This is a genomic window from Roseomonas sp. CCTCC AB2023176 (assembly GCF_042259275.1).
In the GTDB taxonomy this organism is placed as follows: Bacteria; Pseudomonadota; Alphaproteobacteria; order Acetobacterales; family Acetobacteraceae; genus Roseomonas.
Window position 1 is genome coordinate 825344 of sequence record NZ_CP170086.1, and the last position, 17812, is coordinate 843155.

The window sequence follows — 17812 nt, forward strand, 5'->3', positions numbered from 1 at the left end:
ACGGTGGATGGTGGAGCTGAGGGGAATCGAACCCCTGGCCTCGTCATTGCGAACGACGCGCTCTCCCAACTGAGCTACAGCCCCGTAACCACCAGCACGACGGCTTGGGCCCCGTCGCGAGAGGCGGCGGTATCCTCCGCCCCGCGCCCCGCGTCAAGCGGCCGAAACCCAGGCCCCGCCACGCCGCCACACCCGCCCCGAACCGCCCGCCCCGCGCCTTGTCGCGGCCCCCCGGCCTCGCCATACACGCCCGCAATCTCCCGTCCACGGCCCTGCCTCATCCAAGGCCCCGCAAGGAACAGCACCGCCGATGACCGCCCTCTTCTGGCTCGTGGACCAGGTCATCGCCGTCTACATCTGGCTCCTCATCGCCGCCGCGATCTACTCGCTGCTCACGGCCTTCAACGTCCTCGACACCCGCAACCGCTTCGTCTGGTCCATCGGCGACTTCCTCTGGCGCGTCACCGAACCGGCGCTGCGCCCCATCCGCCGCATCCTGCCGAACCTCGGCAACGTGGACCTCTCCCCCCTCGTCCTGATCCTCCTCCTCCAGGCCCTGCGCATCTTCCTCAACGTCACCGTCTTCCCCGCCCTCTGGCGCCTCACGGCCTGAGCCCCGTGCCCGACGGAACCCGCGGCCGCATCCTGGACGGCAAGGCCGCGGCCGCCCGACTCCGCGCCACCCTCGCCGACCGCATCGCGCAACTCCCCTTCCGCCCCGGCCTCCGCGTCGTCCGCGTCGGCGAGGACCCGGCCTCCGGCGTCTACGTCCGCAACAAGGACAAGGCCGCAAAGGACGCCGGCTTCGACAGCGCCACCCTCCACCTCCCCGAATCCACCTCGGAAGCCGAACTCCTCGCGGCCGTCGGCCGCCTCAACGCCGACCCCGCCGTGGACGGCATCCTCGTCCAGCTCCCCCTCCCCGCCCACATCCGCGCCCAGACGATCATCGAGGCCGTGGACCCCGCGAAGGACGTGGACGGCTTCCACCCCGTCAACGCGGGACGCCTCGCCGCCGGCCTCCCCGGCCTGGTCCCCTGCACGCCCAAGGGCGTCATGCACCTCCTCCGCGACGCCGGCATCCCGCTGGCCGGGGCGCGCGCCGCCGTCCTCGGCCGCTCCGCCATCGTCGGCCGCCCCATGGCCGCCCTGCTGCTGGCCGCCGACGCCACGGTGACGATGCTCCATTCCCGCTCCCGCGACCTCGCCCACGAATGCCGCCGCGCCGAAATCCTCATCGCCGCCGTCGGCCGCCCCAACCTCGTCCGCGGCGACTGGATCGCCGAGGGCGCCACCGTCATCGACGTCGGCATCAACCGCCTCCCCGAGAACACCCTCACCGGCGACGTCGCCTTCGACGAGGCCCGCCCCCGCGCCGCCTGGATCACCCCCGTCCCCGGCGGCGTCGGCCCCATGACCATCGCCTGCCTGCTGGAAAACACCCTCGACGCCGCCCTCGCCCGCCGCGGCGTATTGACCCTCGCCCCCAACGGCGGCGCCGCCCCGCCCGAGCCCCGCCCCGACGTCTCCTACGGCCACGCCCCCAACGTCGCCTGACCCGCGCCGATGCTCTTCCGCGCCCTCCAGGCCATCGGCGCCCTCGCCCTCCTCGGCTGCGCCGCCCTCGCCCTCCAGGGCACCCCGCTCCTCGGCCCCGAATGGTCCCGCGCCCGCATCCTCTACGCCGGCGCCGGAGCGGTCTCCGCCCTCACCCTCCTCGCCATGGGCACGCTCGGCCGCATGGCCCGCCGTGCCGAAACGGAGCGGGCGGAGATCCTCGAACGCCTCCGGCGGCTGGAAGCGTCGCGCTGATCGGCCCCGGGAAGAGGCCCTGCCTCTCCCCGGACCCCTCTCCGCCAGGGGCGAACGCGCCCCTGGACCCGCGGACTATGGGAATGTCCCCTTGGTGAGGCTCCCGAAGTGGGGGGCCTCACCAAGGGGACGCTCAAAACAGATCGCGGGATCCGGGGGGTGCGTTCACCCCCCGTCGCTGCGCGAACGCTCGCGTTCGCGCATCGGTCTGGGGAGGCAGCGCCTCCCCGGGGCCACCCACACGACCCCCTCCCATGCAGCCCCGGCATTGGCCCGGAACGCCCACCCCCGCCATCATCCCCCGCGTGACCACCCACCCCACGCGCGGATGAAGCCCGCCGACCTCGCCCTCGCCGCCGCCTTCGTCCTGGTCTGGGGCTCCGCCTTCAACTCGGCACGCGTCGTCGTGCTGGAATGGCCGCCCTTCTGGGCGCTCGCCATCCGCTTCGCGATCACCGCCCCCCTCCTCGGCGCCATCGCCTGGACCACCGGCGCCCGCAGGCCCGCCCGCGCCGACCTGCCGCGCATCGCGGCGATGGGCCTCTTCGGCACCGGCGCCTACCTCGCCCTCTCCTGGTGGGCGACGGCCCTCATCCCCTCCGGCCTCGTCGCCCTCATCTGCGCCTCCACCCCCTCATGGTCGCCCTCGGCGAGGTCGTGGCCGGCCGCCGCCCGCCCCCATGGCCTGGCTCGGCCTCGCCCTCGGCTGGGCCGGCGTCGCCGTCCTCGGCGGCGCCCGCATCGCCGCCCCCCACGCCGACACCTCCGCGGCCGACGAGGCCCTGGGTGTCGCCCTCGCCCTCCTCGCCTCCGCCGCCCAGGCGGCGGGCCTGCTCGCCTTCGCCCCGGCCCGCGGCCGCGTGGACCTCTGGTCCGCCACCTTCGGCCAGAGCCTCGTCAGCGCCCTGCTCCTCCTCCCCCTCGCGCTGCTGAAGGAGGGCGCGCCGCCCACCGCAGCCTCCCCCGCCGTGCTGGCCGGGATGCTCTACTCCATCACGGTGGTCGGCATCGGCGGCTACGCCATGCTCTTCCTCATGCTCCGCCGCTTCCCCGCGAGCACCGCCTCCGCCCTCCAACTCCTCGCCCCACCCGTCGCCGCCGTCCTAGGGTGGGCCTTCCTAGGCGAAGTCCTGGGCTGGGCCGACGTCGTCGGGGGAGCGCTGACGCTGTCGGGGTTGTTGTTGGTGTTCCGGGCGGGAAGCAGAGGCTAGCCAAACTAGTTCTGGGAGATGGTCAGGTCACCCCGCATCTCAGCGCACGACTGACGATCTGACCGGATATCTTGACCTGATCTCGTGGAGTCAAGTTCGTAGGTTTGGGACGAGTCTTACTGACTGCCCAAGAGAGATCCATCGCCTTCCACCAAGTTACGCAGAATGACCTGTTCCTTTTCAGTCAGTTTGGTCATAACTTGGGGCGGATGGAAGCGGGTGCGAATCGAGGACAATGTCTCACGTGCTACAGGCGCAATGCGTCTTGCATCTGAAAGGGCTATAGCAACCGCTGTCGTCGTCCCTTGTAGGTACGCTAAAAAGTCGGTCAGCGCCAGTCCAGTATCCGAGCCATAACGATTCCAAAGAGTATCAGGATTTGCACGGTCTAAGAAGCTTACCGTAACAAAGCCGACGAGTGCGCCAGTGGGTCGCGTCTCGTAAATCCATAGTCGCGTACCTGGAGATATGCCGGGGAAACGCCGCCTAACCTCGATTGTCTTTCTGCCAGCCAGAATACGATCGACATGGATGCGGTGTATAGATATGAGTGCGTCCTGGAAGTTAGACATTGTTCCAGCCAAACTCGAGAATAGCAACAAGCGTCTCGGATGAGATAGGGGTAGTAGTGACTAGATTATTTGGGCCAACCGCCCCAATTAGGCGAAGCTTCGGAAGATTAACTGGCCTCGGAAAACGAAGGACGTTATTGAATGTCACAACCAAGACCTCTTCGGAAGAGGAGAAAGAATCGACGTCCTCTATCACCGAGCGTCGCATTTGCTGAGCAGGCAGACGTGTCTTGTTCACGATGATACCATCAACGATCCTTGCCGATGCAATCACAGCGCCACGGCCGCCCGACCGCACAGACTCATAGAATAGAATAGGCATTTCGGGATTAAGCATCGGCGCAACGCGCGGCGTACAGACATAAGTCTTGATGCTAGATATCCCCGCCTCTTTAGGGCTGAACATACTCGCCTGCCGCGCAGTTCCGAGTAGTTCGTCAGCGAAGTGCTGCGCAATCGGTACGATAGCCCCAAGACGACCAGGCCAAGCAAAAAGAGTTGGTCCGAGGGCTTTTTCCAGCCCGGCAAGCGTTACCTTTACAGATTGGCCAGCAGAATTGTTGAAAGCGATCTCGTATCCAGGATCGTGGCCAAAGATGCTGTCGGGCAGACGTAGATTTGCCCGCCGTTGGATAACTCGGGAAATTCTGGGCCAGTTCCTTTCCGTGATGGGCCTTCCAACTGCTACCTTGGCCATGATGCCACGTTCGGGGGACATGAAGCCATGCATCAGAGCGGTACGGCGCAGCACGGTTTGTCCAGGCAGATCCTGAAGTTCGATCATTACCGGGCCATTTATGCACGCTTGCTCGCACTGGCTATTCAGGAGAGCATCCGCCAGGAGATCGCTCCGAACATGGTCCGGTCGCACGTGGATCAGAACCTGAGCCGCCGAGTCAAGTGCAGGGTGGCGTAAACGAGCAGCCAGCCCAACGAGCTCATTTCCTTCCTTGAGGCCCTCAACGACTAAGTTCGCTGACTGGGCCTCTTGAAACTGCATAAATATCCGAGCAGCTTCAACACTTTGCTCAAAATAAGCTCTACCAAGTGCGGGCGTGACCTGCTCCCATGTCATGTCCGATTGGGGTATGAGCGAACCAAGCCCCTGAGACGCTGAGAGGTCGTCAATCATTAGCGCGAAATCATCGAGCGAGAGCACGTCAATTCCAACCTCCTCAAACAAACGCCGCCTTGCACTAAGTACTTGGCCGTCGCTTGTCAGAAAACCGGACGCTCTTGCCAAAGCAGCTTCGGCCAGATGACGCGCATCGCTCTTGGCCTGAACGGTGTAACCTCCGGTAGATGGTTCCGAACCAAAGACAATTCTCAGAATCCTGCTTGCGAGCGCAACGACCTCCTCCCCGTTCGTGGCCGTCAAGCGCGGAAGGTGACGCGCCAGAGCAAGGATCGGATCCTCTTTTCCAGGAGTGGCATTTCGGTTCAACTCTACCAAGAATTCATGCGCTACAGCCAGACGAACCTTATGCTTGAGTGCCGCACCAATCACCCGCTGAGCAACCTCCGCTCTCGCCCTCCCATCCCGAATAGCGTCGAAAAGGACATTCAGATCCATCGAATAGAGTGGCGCCAAGCCAGCCCCCCTGATGCGCAAACCTAGATCGACTGCCGGAGTACGGATGTTCGATGAGGGGTCAGTCGCAACTAAAAGATGATCGTTGTCCAGGTCTCTGGCGCGCACGATTATGGTGCGGTCACGCGCGCTACCGCCCTTACGGGTTATTGTCGCGACGAAGCCATTTTTTTCATAAAACGCCTGTGACGACAACAGATCATCTGCAACCGCAGCAGTTATGCGTAGGTATCCCTGCGCCTCATGTCTTGCAACTACCTCAGTAAGTAGCGCCGTGGCTACGCCCCTTTGCCTGTGCTCGCTCGCCACAGCGATCTGTTGAATGCGTGCATTTGGAAAAACGCCACTAAAAAGAACGAATCCAGCCAGTTGGTGCGGCGACTTAGATAAGTCAAGCATTGCGATAACGCGATTCCGACTTATTGCTTCATCGTAGGCCGCGGCTGGCAGGAAACCGAGGGCTTCCTTCTCGGCGTCCGCCAAATCGCGGATCGCGTTAGCATGTTTTTTGATGGCGCCAGGGTCGGAGATCGATCTGTAACTCAGGACCTTTCACCTCCTTCGAACGATAACTTCGACCAAACAAGTCTTCGGTAGTTAGCTCTTTTCGAGAACAGCACAGAGCCCGGCTACCGACCCGATCAAGCAAGGATACTAGGTCAGCCGGTTCTTGACAATAGTCCTAGAGCGTCATAGGATCATCTTCCGATACAGGGATCGCCCATGTTCCACCCGACCCACCCCCACCGCCTCACCCCACCCCGCCCCTGGATGCCCCTGACCGAGGACGAGTGGCTCGCCCTCCACCCCTTCCTCTGGAACCGCGCCCCCCAGGGCCGCACCGTCGCCGACCTCCGCGCCCGCATGGACGCCATCTTCGAACTCGTCGTCCGCGGCCCCACCATCCCCTGGCGCGACGTCTCCTGCTTCTCCGGCAAGCCCGACACCATCGCCCGCTTCTTCCGCCGCGCCACGCATAACGGCCTCTGGCATCGCCTGCTGGAGGAACTGGCCGACCTCGGCGACTACCCCAACCACCCCCTCCGCCGGATCGAGCATTTCATCGTCCGCGCCGCCCGTCGCGCCGCCCGCCTCGGCGGCCTGCGGCTTCTTTTCCTCATCCGCCGCCTCGGCCTCGAATCCGCGCTGGATGGCCCGCCCTGGCTCCTCCCCGACCCCTGGCTCGCCGACATCCTCCGCCACCGCGTCGCCCCAACCCTCGCCCAGGGCCCGTCCGAGCCCTGGCCCGCCTGGCGCCGGCGCGCCCGCCCCCTCATCGCCACGCTCAAGCGCCTCCACCGCATGGCCGGTGGCCGCCCCTACATCCGCCGCTCCGTCCGCCTCGCCTGGCCATGACCCCACCGCGCGCCGGCCCGCGCTCCCCGCCAGCCCTCCCGCGCCCTGCGCGAGCCTGCGCGCACTCGGCGCGACCCTGTCCCCGCTCCGCGCGGTCCCGCCCGCAACCGGCGCAAGCCCGTCCGCACCCAGCGCGGGTCCAGCGCGGGCCCGGTGCGGCCCTGGCACCGACCCACCCCGGCACCCCGCCGCCGCCCCGCACGGAATCTTTTGTCCGAAACCCTCCCCAACGGCCCGAACCCACCCCATCCGCCGCTTGCGCCGCGCCCGATTCAGGTGCGTTCCTCCCCGCGATGGATCTGGTCGCGCCGCCCCCGGCCGCCGAGGCCCCGGACCGCGGCCCACCGGCCCCGCCCTGGGACGAATCCGCACGCCTCCGCGCCCTCCTCCGCTACGGGATCCTGGACACCCCGCGCGAAGCGGATTTCGACGACATCGCCGCCATGGCCGCCGAGATCTGCGGCACCCCCATCGCCGTCGTGAACCTCGTCGCGACCGACCGCCAATGGTTCAAGGCGGAAGTCGGCATCGGCGTGGACTCCACCCCCCTCGACTCCTCCTTCTGCGCCAAGGCCATCCTCACCCCCGGCATCACGGAGGTCCCGGACGCCCGCGAAGACCCCCGCTTCGCCCGCAACCCCCTCGTCACGCCGGCCAACGGCATCCGCTTCTACGCCGGCGCCCTGCTCGAAACGCCGGAAGGCCTGCCGATCGGCACCGTCTGCGTCCTCGACACCCGCACTCGCAGGCTCACGGACTTCCAGCGCCGCACCCTCTCCCGCCTGGCCCGCCAGGTGATGATCCAGCTCGAACTCCGCCGCACCCTCCGCGACCGCGCCGCGGAAGCCCAGGCCCTGCGCGACGCCGAAGAACGCCTCCGCCTCGCCCAGGAAGCCGGCGGCATCGGCGCCTTCGAGATCGAGGTGGCCACCAACATCCTCCTCGCCTCCCCCGCTTCCGCGCGATCTACGGCGTCGCCCCGGACGCGCCGATGACCCCCGCCTCCATCCGCGCCCAGGTCTTCGCGGAAGACTGGTCCGCCGTCACCAGCCCCGCCGACCGCGCCGCCGGCCGCATCCAGCCAAGCGTCGAGTTCCGCATCCACCGCGCCGACACCGGGGAAGAACGCTGGCTCTCCCGCAGCGGGGAGATCGTGCGCGACGCTTCCGGCCAGCCCCTCCGCCTCCGCGGCGTCGTCCAGGACATCACGGACCGCAAGCGCGCGGAGGAAAAGCAGCGCCTCCTGATGGCCGAGCTCCTCCACCGCGTGAAGAACAATCTCGCCCTCGTCCAGGCCCTCGCCGCCCAGACCTTCCGCAGCGCCCCGACGCTGGACGCCGCGCGCGACGCCTTCGGCGCCCGCCTCCGCGCCCTCGCCCGTGCCCACGACCTGCTGGCCGAAGGCCGCGCCGACACCACCCTCCGCGACCTCCTCCGCGGCATCATCGCCCTCCACGGCGCCGGCGGCGACCACCTGGTGGCCGAAGGCCCGCCCGTCCGCCTCGGCTCCAACGCCGCCCTCGCCCTGGCCCTCGCCCTGCACGAACTCGCCACGAACGCCGCGAAATACGGCGCCCTCTCCGTCCCCGGCGGCCGCGTCGCCGTCACCTGGACGCTCGAGGGCGCGGGCCCCGACCGCATCCTCCGCTTCCGCTGGGTCGAAGCCGGCGGCCCCCCGGTGACGCCCCCAACCCGCCGCGGCTTCGGTACGCGCCTGATCGAGGACAACCTCCGCCGTGCCTGGCACGGCACCACTGCCCTCCGCTTCGCGCCCGAAGGCCTCACCCTCGAAGCCGCCGCCCCCGTGGCCCGGCTCGGCACCTGACGCCCCGCCCGAACGCCCGCAACACCCCCGCCGGAACCGCCCCGGCCGCCTTCGGTCCGAACCACCTCCCGACCGACCCGGCACGCCCGCTCACGAACCCATCTCCGGAAGCGCTGACCTCCCGCCCGGCACCACGCTCCGTCGCTGCGGACCGGGCGCGGCCGATGCTCCACGCCCGCAACCACCAAGCCAACCCCTCGTCCGCCCAGGGCCGACGCGCCCCGTCACCGCGCGCGGGTCACCCGCGGGTATCACCCCCGCCCGCCCGCCTCCGGCTCCGCCACCTCCGCCGCCCGGGCCCGCAGCGCCGCCGCCGTCTCCCCGGCATGCATCGCGGCGTCGCCGATCCGGTCCTCGTCCCGCAGCGCCCGCAGCCGCCGGCGCGCCGCCTCCGGGTCGTCAGCATCGGCGGCAGAGGCCGCATGCCGCGCCTCCGCGGTCTCCTCCTCCGCCTCCTGCTCCCCCGCCGGCCGCGCCCAGCGCAGCATCCCCGGCAGGACAGCCCATTGCAGCAGGTGCGAGGCGATGACCGCGATCGCCACCAGCGCCACCACCGCGTCCCGCGCCGGGTACGGCGTCCCGTCCGGGGCCTGCGCCGGCAGCGCCAGCGCGATCGCCAGCGCCACCACGCTCCGCCCCGCCGTCAGGGACAGCACGGCGGCCGCCTGCCAGGACGGCACGCGCCCCCCGCCCTCACGCGGCACGCCCGGCGCCGCCGGTGCCGCGAGCGTCGCCCAGGACACCGCGAACTGCACCACGGCACACAGCAGCAGCAGCGCCGCCGCCGTGGCCGCGAGGGTCGTCCAGGGCAGCGCCGCGGCACCCCCAGCGCCTCCGGCAGCGCCCGCCCCATCAGGAAGAACAGCGCCCCGTTCAGTACCGCCGCCAGCGCCGCCCAAAGGTCGCGCACCAGCAGCCGCGCCTCCGGCGAGGCGATCGACTCCCGGTTTCCCGGTCCACCGACCGCCAGGCCAGCACCAGCCCCGCCGCGATCAGCACCGCGATGGGATTGAGCCCGAGCACGTCCCCCACCGCCGCCGCCGCGAAGGGCGTCGCGAAGGACAGCGCCGCCTCGGCCGGTGCATCCGTCAGCCGCCGCCGCAGCGCCGCGATCGCGAAGCCGAGCGCTGCCCCGAGCGTCCCGCCGATCGCCAGATCCTTCAGGAAGGTCAGCGCGATCCCGCCCGCCGTCGGCAGCGGCCCACCCACTGCCTTCGCCGCGATGAGCGAGAGCGACACGCCGACCAGCGGCGCCGAGGCGAGTTGCGCGCTGAGCGCGTCCGCCATCGCCCGCGGCAGGGCGCGGATCGCGCCGGTGTCCACGGCGATCCGTGGCTCCGCCACCGCGACCGCGACGCCGACCGCGAGGCAGGCCACAGGATCCAGCCCCGGCAACAGCAGATGCGTCGCGTACCCGGCCGCCGCGACGAGGGAGATCGTCAGAACGGCCCCCGTCGCGACCCCCGCCAGGCCGCGTGCCGCAGCGTCGCCGGCGACAGGTCCGTCACCCCCGCATACAGCACCGGCGGCAGAAGCAGCCCCAGCACGATCAGCGGGTCCACGCGCACCGGCGGCAGCGGCCCCGGCAGCAGGATCGAGGCAAGCCCGCCCGAGAACACGACGATCGAAGGCGGCAGGCGCAGCAGCCGCGCGATCGCCAGCAGGACGCCGACGCAGACGATCGTCATCGCGACGAAGCGGACTTCGGGCAAGCGGGGCTCCGTTCGGTCCCCCGTGGGGGCGGGGGCGGAACGGGGCGGGTCGGGCGGGGTTGCGGCCCCGCGTCAGGCTGGGGCGAGGTCCCGCGCCGGCTCCGTCGCGGTCGCCCCGGCCGCCGGCAAGCGCCGACCCGTCCCCGCCTCGAAGAGATGCACCAGACCGGGATCGAGGTGCAGCGACAGGCTCGTCCCGGCCCGCACCTCGTTCTCCTCCGGCAGCGCCGCCACGAACTCGCGCCCGGCGAAGACCCCGTGCGCCAGCCGGCCCGCGCCGAGTTCCTCGACCACGTCCACCGCCATCGGGATCCCCGCCTCGGCGGGCCGCAGGTTCTCCGGGCGGATGCCGAAGGTCACGGCCTGCCCGGGGCGCCCCGAGAAGCGTGCGGGATCGAAGGGCAGCACCGTCCCGTCGGCGAGGCGCACCTGCCCGGGTCCCGCGATCTCTCCCTCCAGCAGGTTCATCGGCGGCGTGCCGATGAAGCCCGCGACGAAGCGGCTTTCCGGCCGGCGGTACACCTCGGCGGGCGTGCCGACCTGCTCGATGCGACCGGCATTCATCACGACGATCCGGTCGGCGAGCGTCATCGCCTCGGTCTGGTCATGCGTGACGAAGACCGACGTCCCCCCGATCCGCGCATGCAGCCGCCTGATCTCCACCCGCATCTGGACACGGAGCTTCGCGTCGAGGTTCGACAGCGGCTCGTCGAACAGGAACACCTTCGGTTCCCGGATCATCGCGCGGGCGATGGCGACGCGCTGCCGCTGGCCGCCGGAGAGCTGCATCGGCTTGCGGTCCAGGAAGTCGCCGAGGCCGACGACGGCAGCCACGGACTCTACCCGCTTCCGGCGCTCGGCCCGCGGAACGCCCGCCACCTTCAGCGCGTAGCCGATGTTCTGCTCCACGCTCATGTGGGGGTAGAGGGCGTAGTTCTGGAAGACCATGGCGCAGCCGCGCTCCCGCGGCTCCAGGTCGTTCACGACGCGGCCCGCGATCTCAACCGTGCCGGCGGAGATGGATTCCAGCCCCGCGATCATCCGCAGCAGCGTGGACTTGCCGCAGCCGGAGGGGCCGAGGATGACGACGAACTCGCCATGCGCGATGGCAAGGTCCACGCCGTGCACGACCTCGATCTTGCCGTAGGACTTGCGGGCGCCGCGGAGGGTGATGTCGGCCATGGGCTGAACCTACCGGTCGGTGTTGACGAGGCCGCGCACGAACCAGCGCTGCATGAAGATCACGACGAGAAGTGGCGGCAGCATCACCATCAGTGTGCCGGCCATCGCGGTGTGCCAGCGCGGCGGCTCCCCGAAGTTCGGCCCGGGCACCAGGCGCTGCAACTGCATCGTCGCGGTGCCGTAGTTCGCAACGTCGGTGATGATGAGAAGCGGCCAGAGGTACTGGTTCCAGGCATAGACGAACATGATCGTCGCGAGCGCCGCCATGTTCGTGCGGGACAGAGGGATCAGCACGTCGCGGAAGAAGCGGAAGGCGCCGGCCCCGTCCATCTTCGCGGCCTCGGCCAGCTCGTCGGGGACGGTGAGGAAGAACTGGCGGTAGAGGAAGGTTCCGGTGGCCGTCGCCACGAGCGGCAGGATCAGGCCGGCATGGGAGTTGAGGAGGCTCCATTCCGGGAAGGCCACGCGGATTCCGGCGATGGTGTCGAGCACCGTGTTCACCGTGGCGCCGAGCGGGCGGAAGACGTCGGCCGCCACGGCGTAGGTCGGGACGATCCGCACCTCCAGCGGAAGCATGAGCGTGATGAAGATCAGCCAGAAGAAGACCATCCGCAGCCGGTAGCGGAAATACACGATGGAGAACGCAGACAGTGCGGCAAGCACGATTTTCCCGACCGTGACGCCGGTGGCCATGATCAGGGAGTTCAGCATCTTCGGGCCGAAGCCCGCGCTGTTCCAGACCGCCGTCCAGTTCTCGATCATGCGGTCGCCGGGGAAGAGCGGCAGGGGAACGGTATTGACGGTGCGGAAGTCATGCGTCGAGGCGACGAAGACGACGTACAGCGGCAAGAGCAGCAGGATCAGCCCGGACAGCATGACCAGATGCGTCAGGGCGTTGAGGATCGGCGTACGTTCGACCATGGCGGCTTCCCCTCAGACGTAGTGCACGCGCCGCTCGACGTAGCGGAACTGGACGAAGGTCAGGACGACGATAAGGAGCATCAGGACGATGCTCTGCGCGGCGGCGAGGGAGTAGTCCTTCCCGCGGAAGCCGTCGGAATAGATGCGGTACACCATCAGGTCCGTCGCGCGCGCGGGACCGCCGCCCGTCATAATGTCCACGATGCCGAAGGAGTTCACGAAGCTGTCGGTGACGTTGATGACAATGAGGAAGAACACCGTTGGCGCGAGGAGCGGCAACTGGATGTCCCGCATGCGCCGCACCGCGCCGGACCCGTCCATCGCCGCGGCCTCGGTCAACGAGCGCGGGATGGACTGGAGCCCCGCGAGGAAGAAGACAAAGTTGTAGGCCACCATGCTCCAGGCATTGGCCACCGTGACGAGGATCAGCGCGTCGTTGCCATCCAGCGCGGGGTTCCAGATCCCGGGGAAGAAGGCGTTGACCGCGGAGATCAGCCCGGCGTCGGGGGCGAAGATGAAGCGGAAGGCGAGGCCCACGGCCGGTGCTGCCACCGCGTAGGGCAGGAAGTAGAGGAACCGATACGCCTTGTAGCCCGGCAACTGGCGATCCACGAACAGCGCGAGCAGCAGCGCGATCCCCATCGCCATCGCCGTGGAGGCGAGTGCGAAGATCACGGAGGTCCGCACGGAGTTCCAGTAGAGCGCGTCGCCGAAGACCGTCGTGAAGTTCTGCCACCCCACCCACTGGTTGTCGCCGCCGAAGGGCGGTTCCAGCGTGAAGGCCCAGTAGAGCGCCTCGCCCGTCGGCCAGTAGAAGAAGGTGAAGACGAGGAGGAGCTGCGGCGCGATGAGCGCGACCGCGAGCGGGATGTTGTCGAAGGTGACGCGCTTGCCGGTCATGGACACCCGAGGGGAAGGGGAATGTCCGGCCCGCGGCGGCACCCGCCGCGGGCCGTGGCACGGATCAGGGGAGCTGGCGGCCGCGCATCGTCTGCTCGAACCGGCGGAGGACTTGGTTGCTGCGGATCGTCGCGTCGTCGAGCGCCTGTTGGATCGTCTTGCGGCCGGACGCGGCGGCTTCCCATTCCGACCGGATCTCGGCACGGATCGAGGTGAAGTTGCCAAGGCGGATGCCGCGGGTCACCGGCGTCGGCTCGGTGGCTGTGAGGGACTGCATCGCGATCTCTCGGCCCGCATAGGGCGGGGCCGCGTAGAAGCCTTCCTGCTGCATCTCGCGGAAGGCGGGCCGGGTGATCGGGATGTATCCGGTCACGCGTGGCATCCACTTCACCTCGGCCGGGGTCAGCACGAAGTCGAGGAAGGCGGCGGCGGCCTGGTATTCCTCACGCGACTTGCCCTGGAGCACCCAGAGAGAGGCGCCGCCGACGAGGGAGTTCCGGCGCTGGTAGCCCTCGTAGAGCGGGATCATCGCGACGCCCCAGTCCAGGCCTTCCCGCGCCGTCTGGCCGACCACGCCGTGATTTGCGATGGAGGAAAGCATGGACGCGCAGGTGCCGTCGGCGAAGGCCTGGATGATCGTACGGCCGGTCTGCGCGGTGTTGACGCGCGCCAGGCCTTCGCCCGTCCAGCGTTGGAGGTTGCCGAGGTGGCGCGGGATCAGGCCGCGGTTGACGAGGAGTTCCGCGTCCAGGCCGTCATAGCCGTTGTTGCGCGTCGCGATCGGCTCGCCGTGGATGGCCGACATCTGCTCGACGGACTGCCAGGTATCGAAGTCGTAGGTGTGCGGGCAGGCATGGCCGGCGGCGCGGAGGGCGCGCATGTCGCGCTCCATCTGCTCCCAGGTCGCGGGTGGCTCGTTGCGGCCGATGCTGCGCCAGGCCTCGCGGTTCCAGTACATCACGGCGGTCGAGGAGTTGTAGGGGAAGGACCACATGTCCCCGCGTGAGGTCGCGTAGTAGGCGGAGATACCCGGGAAGTAGTCGGCCCAGTTCAGGCGCATGTCGAAATCGCGGGCGAACTGGACGGCGTTGTAGGTCACGCCGGAGAGCATGAAGTTGACCGTGCCCGCGTCGTAGATCTGCACCAGCGTCGGGTGCTGGCGGGCGCGGAAGGCGGCGATGGTGTTCTGCTCCGCGCGGTCGTAGCCGCCCTGGCCGACGCAGACCGCCTCGTAGCGGGTCTGCGATTCGTTGAAGCGGCGGCAGTGCTGCTCCATCACCTCGCCGAGCTGGCCGGTGAGGCCGTACCAGTATTCGAAGCGCTGGCGCTGCTGCGCCTCGGCGGTGGTGGCGCTGACGGTCAGGCCGAGCGCGAAGGCGCCGGCGAGCACGGTCCGGATCATCGGTGCTTCATTCCCCCCTTCGCCGCCGTGCGGCGATCACGCGGCGGGTAGCACCGGGGCGTGACGCGCCGACGTAAGCCGCGGGTCAGGTGCAAGACCGTTTCGTCTCGACCGCGTGACGGCGCCTGGCCGGCGATCCGGGCCGGGCAACCCGCGCGGCGGGCGCGTCGTTCGGCCGGGGTTCATCGGAGACCTGCCATGGCCCCGCCCCCTGCCCGACTGTCGCGCGAGATGCGGCTGGAGACCGACCCCGACCTGCGTCGGAGGCGCTGGATGGTGGGCCTGTCGCTCATCGGCACGGCGATCGGGCAGGTCGTCTCGCTGTACCAGTTCGGGATGCTGCGGCGGCTGCCGGATCCGCCGGTGGATGTCTTCGACAGCGAACGGGTGAACGCCTCGGATTACGCCTATGCGCGGCTGCAGACGCCCGACGCCTTCCTCATGACGATCACCTACGGGCTGACGGCGGCGCTGGCCGCGGCGGGCGGGCGGACCCGGGCGGAGCGGAATCCCGCCATCCCCGTCGCGCTGACACTGAAGGCGGCATTCGACGTCGCGACGAATCTGCGCCTCGCACGGGAGGAATGGCGGGACAACCAGGCGCTCTGCGCCTACTGCCAGACCGCGTCGCTGATCTCGATGGCGACGCTGGCGCTGAGCCTGCCGGAGACGCTGCGGGCGGTACGCGGGGCGACCTGACCTTACGGGCTACCGCGGCACGTAGCGCCAGACGCTCGCGGGAGGGAGGTTGAGCGGCGTCCAGGCCTCCCGCTTCGCCGACAGGTCGAGCGCGCGGTAGGGAAGCGGCGAGGTGATGCAGTAGGTGTAGAGGAGGAAGCCGCGCCCCGGCGACACCGCCTCAACCGCCTGCACGAAGCGGCGCTGCTGGTCGAGCGGCAGCAGCACCAGCGGAATGCCGCAGATCGCCGTGCCGACGCGGCCGTGCAGGTGGCGCGGAATCAGGTCGGGCAACGTGAAAGCGTCGCCGGTCACGACTCGCACGCCCGGGAGCGTTTCGCGGAGGTGTTCGGCCATCTCCGGCACGATTTCCACGACGTGCAGGCGCTCCGGCGGCAGGCCTGCGGCAAGCAGCGCGCGGGAAACGACGCCGGTGCCGGCGCCGAGCTCGACGACGATCTCGTCCTCGCCCCAGGTGGTCAGGCGCGCGATGCGGCGGGTGAGCGAGGAAGAGGAGGGGACGACGCTTCCCATCTGCAGCGGGTTCGCCGCCCAGCGCTTCAGGAACAAGGCGAAGCCGCCGGCGGGCCGGCCCCGATCGGGGGCAGCGTCCCGCTTCGTCGAGCGGGCCGTGCCCAGGCTGCCGTCCATCAGGCCATTTCCTCCATCCGTACGGGGGCGAGGGCTGCGCGGAACTGCGCGGCGCAGGTCGCCCAGGAGAAGCGTTCGGCATGCGCGCGGCACGCCGCCCGGTCCGCGCCCAGCGCCTTCAGGCACGCGTCCCGCAGGTCCTCGGAGAGAGCACCGACCGGGGCGTCGCCGATCACGTCGAGCGGCCCGGTGACAGGGAAGGCCGCGACGGGCGTGCCGCTGGCGAGCGATTCCAGCAGCACCAGGCCGAAGGTATCGGTGCGCGAGGGGAAGACGAAGACGTCGGCCCCGGCATAGGACGCGGCGAGCACGCCGTTGTCGCGGTAGCCGGTGAAGTGCGCGTCGGGGAAGCGGGCCATCAGCCCGGCGCGGGCCGGGCCTTCGCCGACGACGACCTTGGATCCCGGCAGGTCGAGGGAGAGGAAGGCCTCGATGTTCTTCTCGACGGCGACGCGGCCGGCATAAAGGAAGACGGGGCGCGGCAGGCCCTCGAAGAGCTCGCGCGGTTCGAGGCGGAAACGCTCGAGGTCCACGCCGCGCGTCCAGGGCAGGGTATGGTGGATGCCCCGCGCGTGCAGTTCGCGCGCGAGGGACGGCGTCGCGACGAGGACGGCGCGGGACGCGCCGTGGAAGCGCCGCAGCACGGACCAGGACCAGGACACCGGCGCGCGGATGCGAGCGTGGACGTATTCCGGGAACTTCGTGTGGTAGGAGGTCGTGAAGCGCCACCCGCGACGCCGGCAGAGGCCGCGCGCGGCCCAGCCGAGCGGGCCTTCGGTCGCGATGTGCACGGCATCCGGCTTGAATGCGTCCGCGATCGCGGTCAGTCGCCGCCGCGGCAGGACGGCGAGGCGGATTTCCGGGTAGGACGGGGCGGGGATGTTGAGGAAGCGGTCGGGCCCGATCACCTCGACCGTGTCGCCCCCGGCGCGGAGTTCCGTGACGACGCGGTCCATCGTGCGCACCACGCCGTTGACCTGCGGGTGCCACGCATCCGACACGATGAGGATCCTGGCGGGTGGCGGCGGCAGCCCCTCGGCGGCCGGTGCGGAGTCGGGCAGTGCGCGGACCCCTTATGCCGGGACGGGCACGCGGCCCTGGCCGCCGCGCGTCGCGGGCCAGAGCGACATGCGGCGCTCCGCCGCCCAGTCCACGAGTTCAAGGCGGCCGTCGGCATGCTCGACGAGGGCGGTGCAGGATTCGACCCAATCGCCGTCGTTCATGTAGGCGATGCCGCCGATGTCGCGCATCTCGGCGTGGTGGATGTGGCCGCAGACGACGCCCTGCAGGCCGCGGGTCCGCGCCTCGTTCGCGAGGGCGACCTCGAAGCGGTCGATGGCCTTCACGGCTTCCTTCACGCCGCGCTTCAGCCAGCCGGAGAGCGACCAGTAGGGATAGCCCAGGCGGCGGCGCGCGGCGTTGAAGACGCGGTTGATCGTCAGGGCCCAGTCATAGGCCCAGTCGCCGAGATGGGCGAGGAACTTGGCGTAGCGGATGACGCCGTCGAACTCGTCGCCATGGATCACCAGCAGGCGGCGACCGTCGGCGGTAACGTGCACCGCGTCGCGCGCCAGCTTTACGCCGGCGATCTCCAGGCCCAGCCAGTCTCGGAACATCTCATCGTGATTGCCGGGGATGTAGGTGACCTCGGTGCCGTGGCGGGCCATACGAAGGATCAGCCGGATGACCTCGTCATGCGTGGGGTCCCAGTACCAGGACTTCTTCAGGCGCCAGCCATCCACGATGTCGCCAACGAGGAAGAGGCGCTCACACTCCACGGACTTCAGGAAGTCCGCGAGGAAGTCGGCGCGGCAGCCACGGGTGCCCAGGTGAACGTCGGAGAGGAAGACGGTGCGGTAGCGTCGCTGGGTCTGCGCGTCGTGCATCCGACTCCATCCGGAGTTGTGTTGCTGCGCCTGTAACGCTGCGATTCCCTCATGGCTTGTGAAGGTTCCTTGAATCCCGCATCGGTTCCCGCGTTATGTGACGCTTCGTTGAA

General features: G+C 69.3%; 19 protein-coding genes, 1 tRNA gene and 1 pseudogene. 9 read left to right on the forward strand and 12 right to left on the reverse strand.

From position 1 onward, the window contains the following. Window positions 1-8: 8 nt before the first annotated feature. Window positions 9-84: transfer RNA gene (locus ACE7GA_RS04145), tRNA-Ala, on the reverse strand. Window positions 85-310: 226 nt separating this feature from the next. On the opposite strand from ACE7GA_RS04145, the gene ACE7GA_RS04150 reads away from it, so the two are divergent. The 5 genes and pseudogenes from ACE7GA_RS04150 (at window position 311) to ACE7GA_RS04170 (ending at window position 3023) form a co-directional block, all read left to right on the forward strand. Then, entirely contained in the window at window positions 311-613 is a 303-nt protein-coding gene (locus tag ACE7GA_RS04150; RefSeq protein WP_376096034.1) for a YggT family protein, read from the forward strand. Window positions 614-618: 5 nt separating this feature from the next. Continuing rightward, window positions 619-1557, forward strand: coding sequence for a bifunctional methylenetetrahydrofolate dehydrogenase/methenyltetrahydrofolate cyclohydrolase FolD (gene folD / locus ACE7GA_RS04155; RefSeq protein WP_376096035.1), 939 nt, complete (start codon window positions 619-621; stop codon window positions 1555-1557). A gap of 9 nt (window positions 1558-1566) precedes the next feature. Continuing rightward, window positions 1567-1812, forward strand: a complete 246-nt coding sequence (locus tag ACE7GA_RS04160; protein WP_376096038.1) for a hypothetical protein — start codon at window positions 1567-1569, stop codon at window positions 1810-1812. Window positions 1813-2140: 328 nt separating this feature from the next. Further along, a pseudogene (locus tag ACE7GA_RS04165) lies at window positions 2141-2434 on the forward strand (EamA family transporter); the annotation flags it as partial. A 58-nt stretch (window positions 2435-2492) separates the two neighbouring features. Beyond that, a complete protein-coding gene (locus ACE7GA_RS04170; protein ID WP_376096041.1) occupies window positions 2493-3023 on the forward strand; it encodes an EamA family transporter in 531 nt (176 codons plus the stop codon). A 564-nt stretch (window positions 3024-3587) separates the two neighbouring features. Here the strand turns inward: ACE7GA_RS04170 and ACE7GA_RS04175 are convergent. Further along, window positions 3588-5669 carry a GNAT family N-acetyltransferase gene (locus tag ACE7GA_RS04175; protein ID WP_376096044.1) on the reverse strand — a complete coding sequence of 694 codons (2082 nt, stop codon included), beginning with the start codon at window positions 5667-5669 and terminating at the stop codon, window positions 3588-3590. A gap of 240 nt (window positions 5670-5909) precedes the next feature. Between ACE7GA_RS04175 and ACE7GA_RS04180 the strand changes: the two genes are divergently transcribed. The 3 genes from ACE7GA_RS04180 to ACE7GA_RS04190 all read left to right on the forward strand — a co-directional run bounded on the left by ACE7GA_RS04180 (window position 5910) and on the right by ACE7GA_RS04190 (window position 8367). After that, window positions 5910-6542 carry a transposase gene (locus tag ACE7GA_RS04180; protein WP_376096047.1) on the forward strand — a complete coding sequence of 211 codons (633 nt, stop codon included), beginning with the start codon at window positions 5910-5912 and terminating at the stop codon, window positions 6540-6542. Between the two features lie 293 nt (window positions 6543-6835). Beyond that, window positions 6836-7537: a GAF domain-containing protein gene (locus ACE7GA_RS04185; RefSeq protein ID WP_376096049.1), complete on the forward strand. Its 702-nt coding sequence runs from the start codon at window positions 6836-6838 to the stop codon at window positions 7535-7537. Next, entirely contained in the window at window positions 7534-8367 is an 834-nt protein-coding gene (locus tag ACE7GA_RS04190) for an HWE histidine kinase domain-containing protein (RefSeq protein ID WP_376096052.1), read from the forward strand. Before ACE7GA_RS04185 ends, ACE7GA_RS04190 begins: the two co-directional genes overlap by 4 nt. 251 nt (window positions 8368-8618) lie before the next feature. Here ACE7GA_RS04190 and ACE7GA_RS04195 read toward each other — a convergent pair whose 3' ends face one another. The 7 genes from ACE7GA_RS04195 to ACE7GA_RS04225 all read right to left on the reverse strand — a co-directional run bounded on the left by ACE7GA_RS04195 (window position 8619) and on the right by ACE7GA_RS04225 (window position 14484). After that, window positions 8619-9125: a hypothetical protein gene (locus ACE7GA_RS04195; RefSeq protein ID WP_376096055.1), complete on the reverse strand. Its 507-nt coding sequence runs from the start codon at window positions 9123-9125 to the stop codon at window positions 8619-8621. A gap of 115 nt (window positions 9126-9240) precedes the next feature. Beyond that, window positions 9241-9762: a cation:proton antiporter gene (locus ACE7GA_RS04200; protein WP_376096058.1), complete on the reverse strand. Its 522-nt coding sequence runs from the start codon at window positions 9760-9762 to the stop codon at window positions 9241-9243. 44 nt (window positions 9763-9806) lie between these two features. Beyond that, window positions 9807-10079: a hypothetical protein gene (locus ACE7GA_RS04205; protein ID WP_376096061.1), complete on the reverse strand. Its 273-nt coding sequence runs from the start codon at window positions 10077-10079 to the stop codon at window positions 9807-9809. A 72-nt stretch (window positions 10080-10151) separates the two neighbouring features. Beyond that, window positions 10152-11261 (reverse strand): ABC transporter ATP-binding protein, encoded by a 1110-nt coding sequence (locus tag ACE7GA_RS04210; RefSeq protein WP_376096064.1) that lies wholly within the window; start codon window positions 11259-11261, stop codon window positions 10152-10154. A gap of 9 nt (window positions 11262-11270) precedes the next feature. Then, a complete protein-coding gene (locus ACE7GA_RS04215) occupies window positions 11271-12182 on the reverse strand; it encodes an ABC transporter permease subunit (protein WP_376096067.1) in 912 nt (303 codons plus the stop codon). A gap of 12 nt (window positions 12183-12194) precedes the next feature. Then, entirely contained in the window at window positions 12195-13082 is an 888-nt protein-coding gene (locus tag ACE7GA_RS04220) for a carbohydrate ABC transporter permease (RefSeq protein WP_376096070.1), read from the reverse strand. Between the two features lie 64 nt (window positions 13083-13146). Continuing rightward, entirely contained in the window at window positions 13147-14484 is a 1338-nt protein-coding gene (locus ACE7GA_RS04225) for an extracellular solute-binding protein (RefSeq protein WP_376096073.1), read from the reverse strand. Between the two features lie 198 nt (window positions 14485-14682). Between ACE7GA_RS04225 and ACE7GA_RS04230 the strand changes: the two genes are divergently transcribed. Further along, a complete protein-coding gene (locus tag ACE7GA_RS04230; protein ID WP_376096076.1) occupies window positions 14683-15183 on the forward strand; it encodes a vitamin K epoxide reductase family protein in 501 nt (166 codons plus the stop codon). Between the two features lie 9 nt (window positions 15184-15192). Here ACE7GA_RS04230 and ACE7GA_RS04235 read toward each other — a convergent pair whose 3' ends face one another. From ACE7GA_RS04235 to ACE7GA_RS04245, 3 genes are all read right to left on the reverse strand, one after another. After that, complete coding sequence (locus tag ACE7GA_RS04235; protein ID WP_376096079.1) at window positions 15193-15813, reverse strand: class I SAM-dependent methyltransferase; 621 nt, start codon at window positions 15811-15813, stop codon at window positions 15193-15195. Beyond that, the gene (locus ACE7GA_RS04240) at window positions 15813-16814 is read right to left on the reverse strand and encodes a glycosyltransferase family 4 protein (RefSeq protein ID WP_376096082.1); all 1002 of its coding nucleotides are present in this window, start codon (window positions 16812-16814) and stop codon (window positions 15813-15815) included. The genes ACE7GA_RS04235 and ACE7GA_RS04240 overlap by 1 nt, the downstream gene beginning before the upstream one ends. 72 nt (window positions 16815-16886) lie before the next feature. Next, on the reverse strand, window positions 16887-17699 hold the full coding sequence (locus ACE7GA_RS04245) for a UDP-2,3-diacylglucosamine diphosphatase (protein WP_376096085.1): 813 nt from the start codon (window positions 17697-17699) through the stop codon (window positions 16887-16889). Between the last annotated feature and the right edge of the window lie 113 nt (window positions 17700-17812).

Coding starts and splice junctions, on each gene's coding strand:
- ACE7GA_RS04230 (WP_376096076.1), top strand. CDS start 14,683: ATGGCCCCGCCCCCTGCCCGACTGTCGCGCGAGATGCGGCTGGAGACC.
- ACE7GA_RS04235 (WP_376096079.1), bottom strand. CDS start 15,813: ATGGACGGCAGCCTGGGCACGGCCCGCTCGACGAAGCGGGACGCTGCC.
- ACE7GA_RS04190 (WP_376096052.1), top strand. CDS start 7,534: ATGACCCCCGCCTCCATCCGCGCCCAGGTCTTCGCGGAAGACTGGTCC.
- ACE7GA_RS04225 (WP_376096073.1), bottom strand. CDS start 14,484: ATGATCCGGACCGTGCTCGCCGGCGCCTTCGCGCTCGGCCTGACCGTC.
- ACE7GA_RS04170 (WP_376096041.1), top strand. CDS start 2,493: ATGGCCTGGCTCGGCCTCGCCCTCGGCTGGGCCGGCGTCGCCGTCCTC.
- ACE7GA_RS04180 (WP_376096047.1), top strand. CDS start 5,910: ATGTTCCACCCGACCCACCCCCACCGCCTCACCCCACCCCGCCCCTGG.
- ACE7GA_RS04185 (WP_376096049.1), top strand. CDS start 6,836: ATGGATCTGGTCGCGCCGCCCCCGGCCGCCGAGGCCCCGGACCGCGGC.
- ACE7GA_RS04215 (WP_376096067.1), bottom strand. CDS start 12,182: ATGGTCGAACGTACGCCGATCCTCAACGCCCTGACGCATCTGGTCATG.
- ACE7GA_RS04160 (WP_376096038.1), top strand. CDS start 1,567: ATGCTCTTCCGCGCCCTCCAGGCCATCGGCGCCCTCGCCCTCCTCGGC.
- ACE7GA_RS04245 (WP_376096085.1), bottom strand. CDS start 17,699: ATGCACGACGCGCAGACCCAGCGACGCTACCGCACCGTCTTCCTCTCC.
- ACE7GA_RS04210 (WP_376096064.1), bottom strand. CDS start 11,261: ATGGCCGACATCACCCTCCGCGGCGCCCGCAAGTCCTACGGCAAGATC.
- ACE7GA_RS04220 (WP_376096070.1), bottom strand. CDS start 13,082: ATGACCGGCAAGCGCGTCACCTTCGACAACATCCCGCTCGCGGTCGCG.
- ACE7GA_RS04150 (WP_376096034.1), top strand. CDS start 311: ATGACCGCCCTCTTCTGGCTCGTGGACCAGGTCATCGCCGTCTACATC.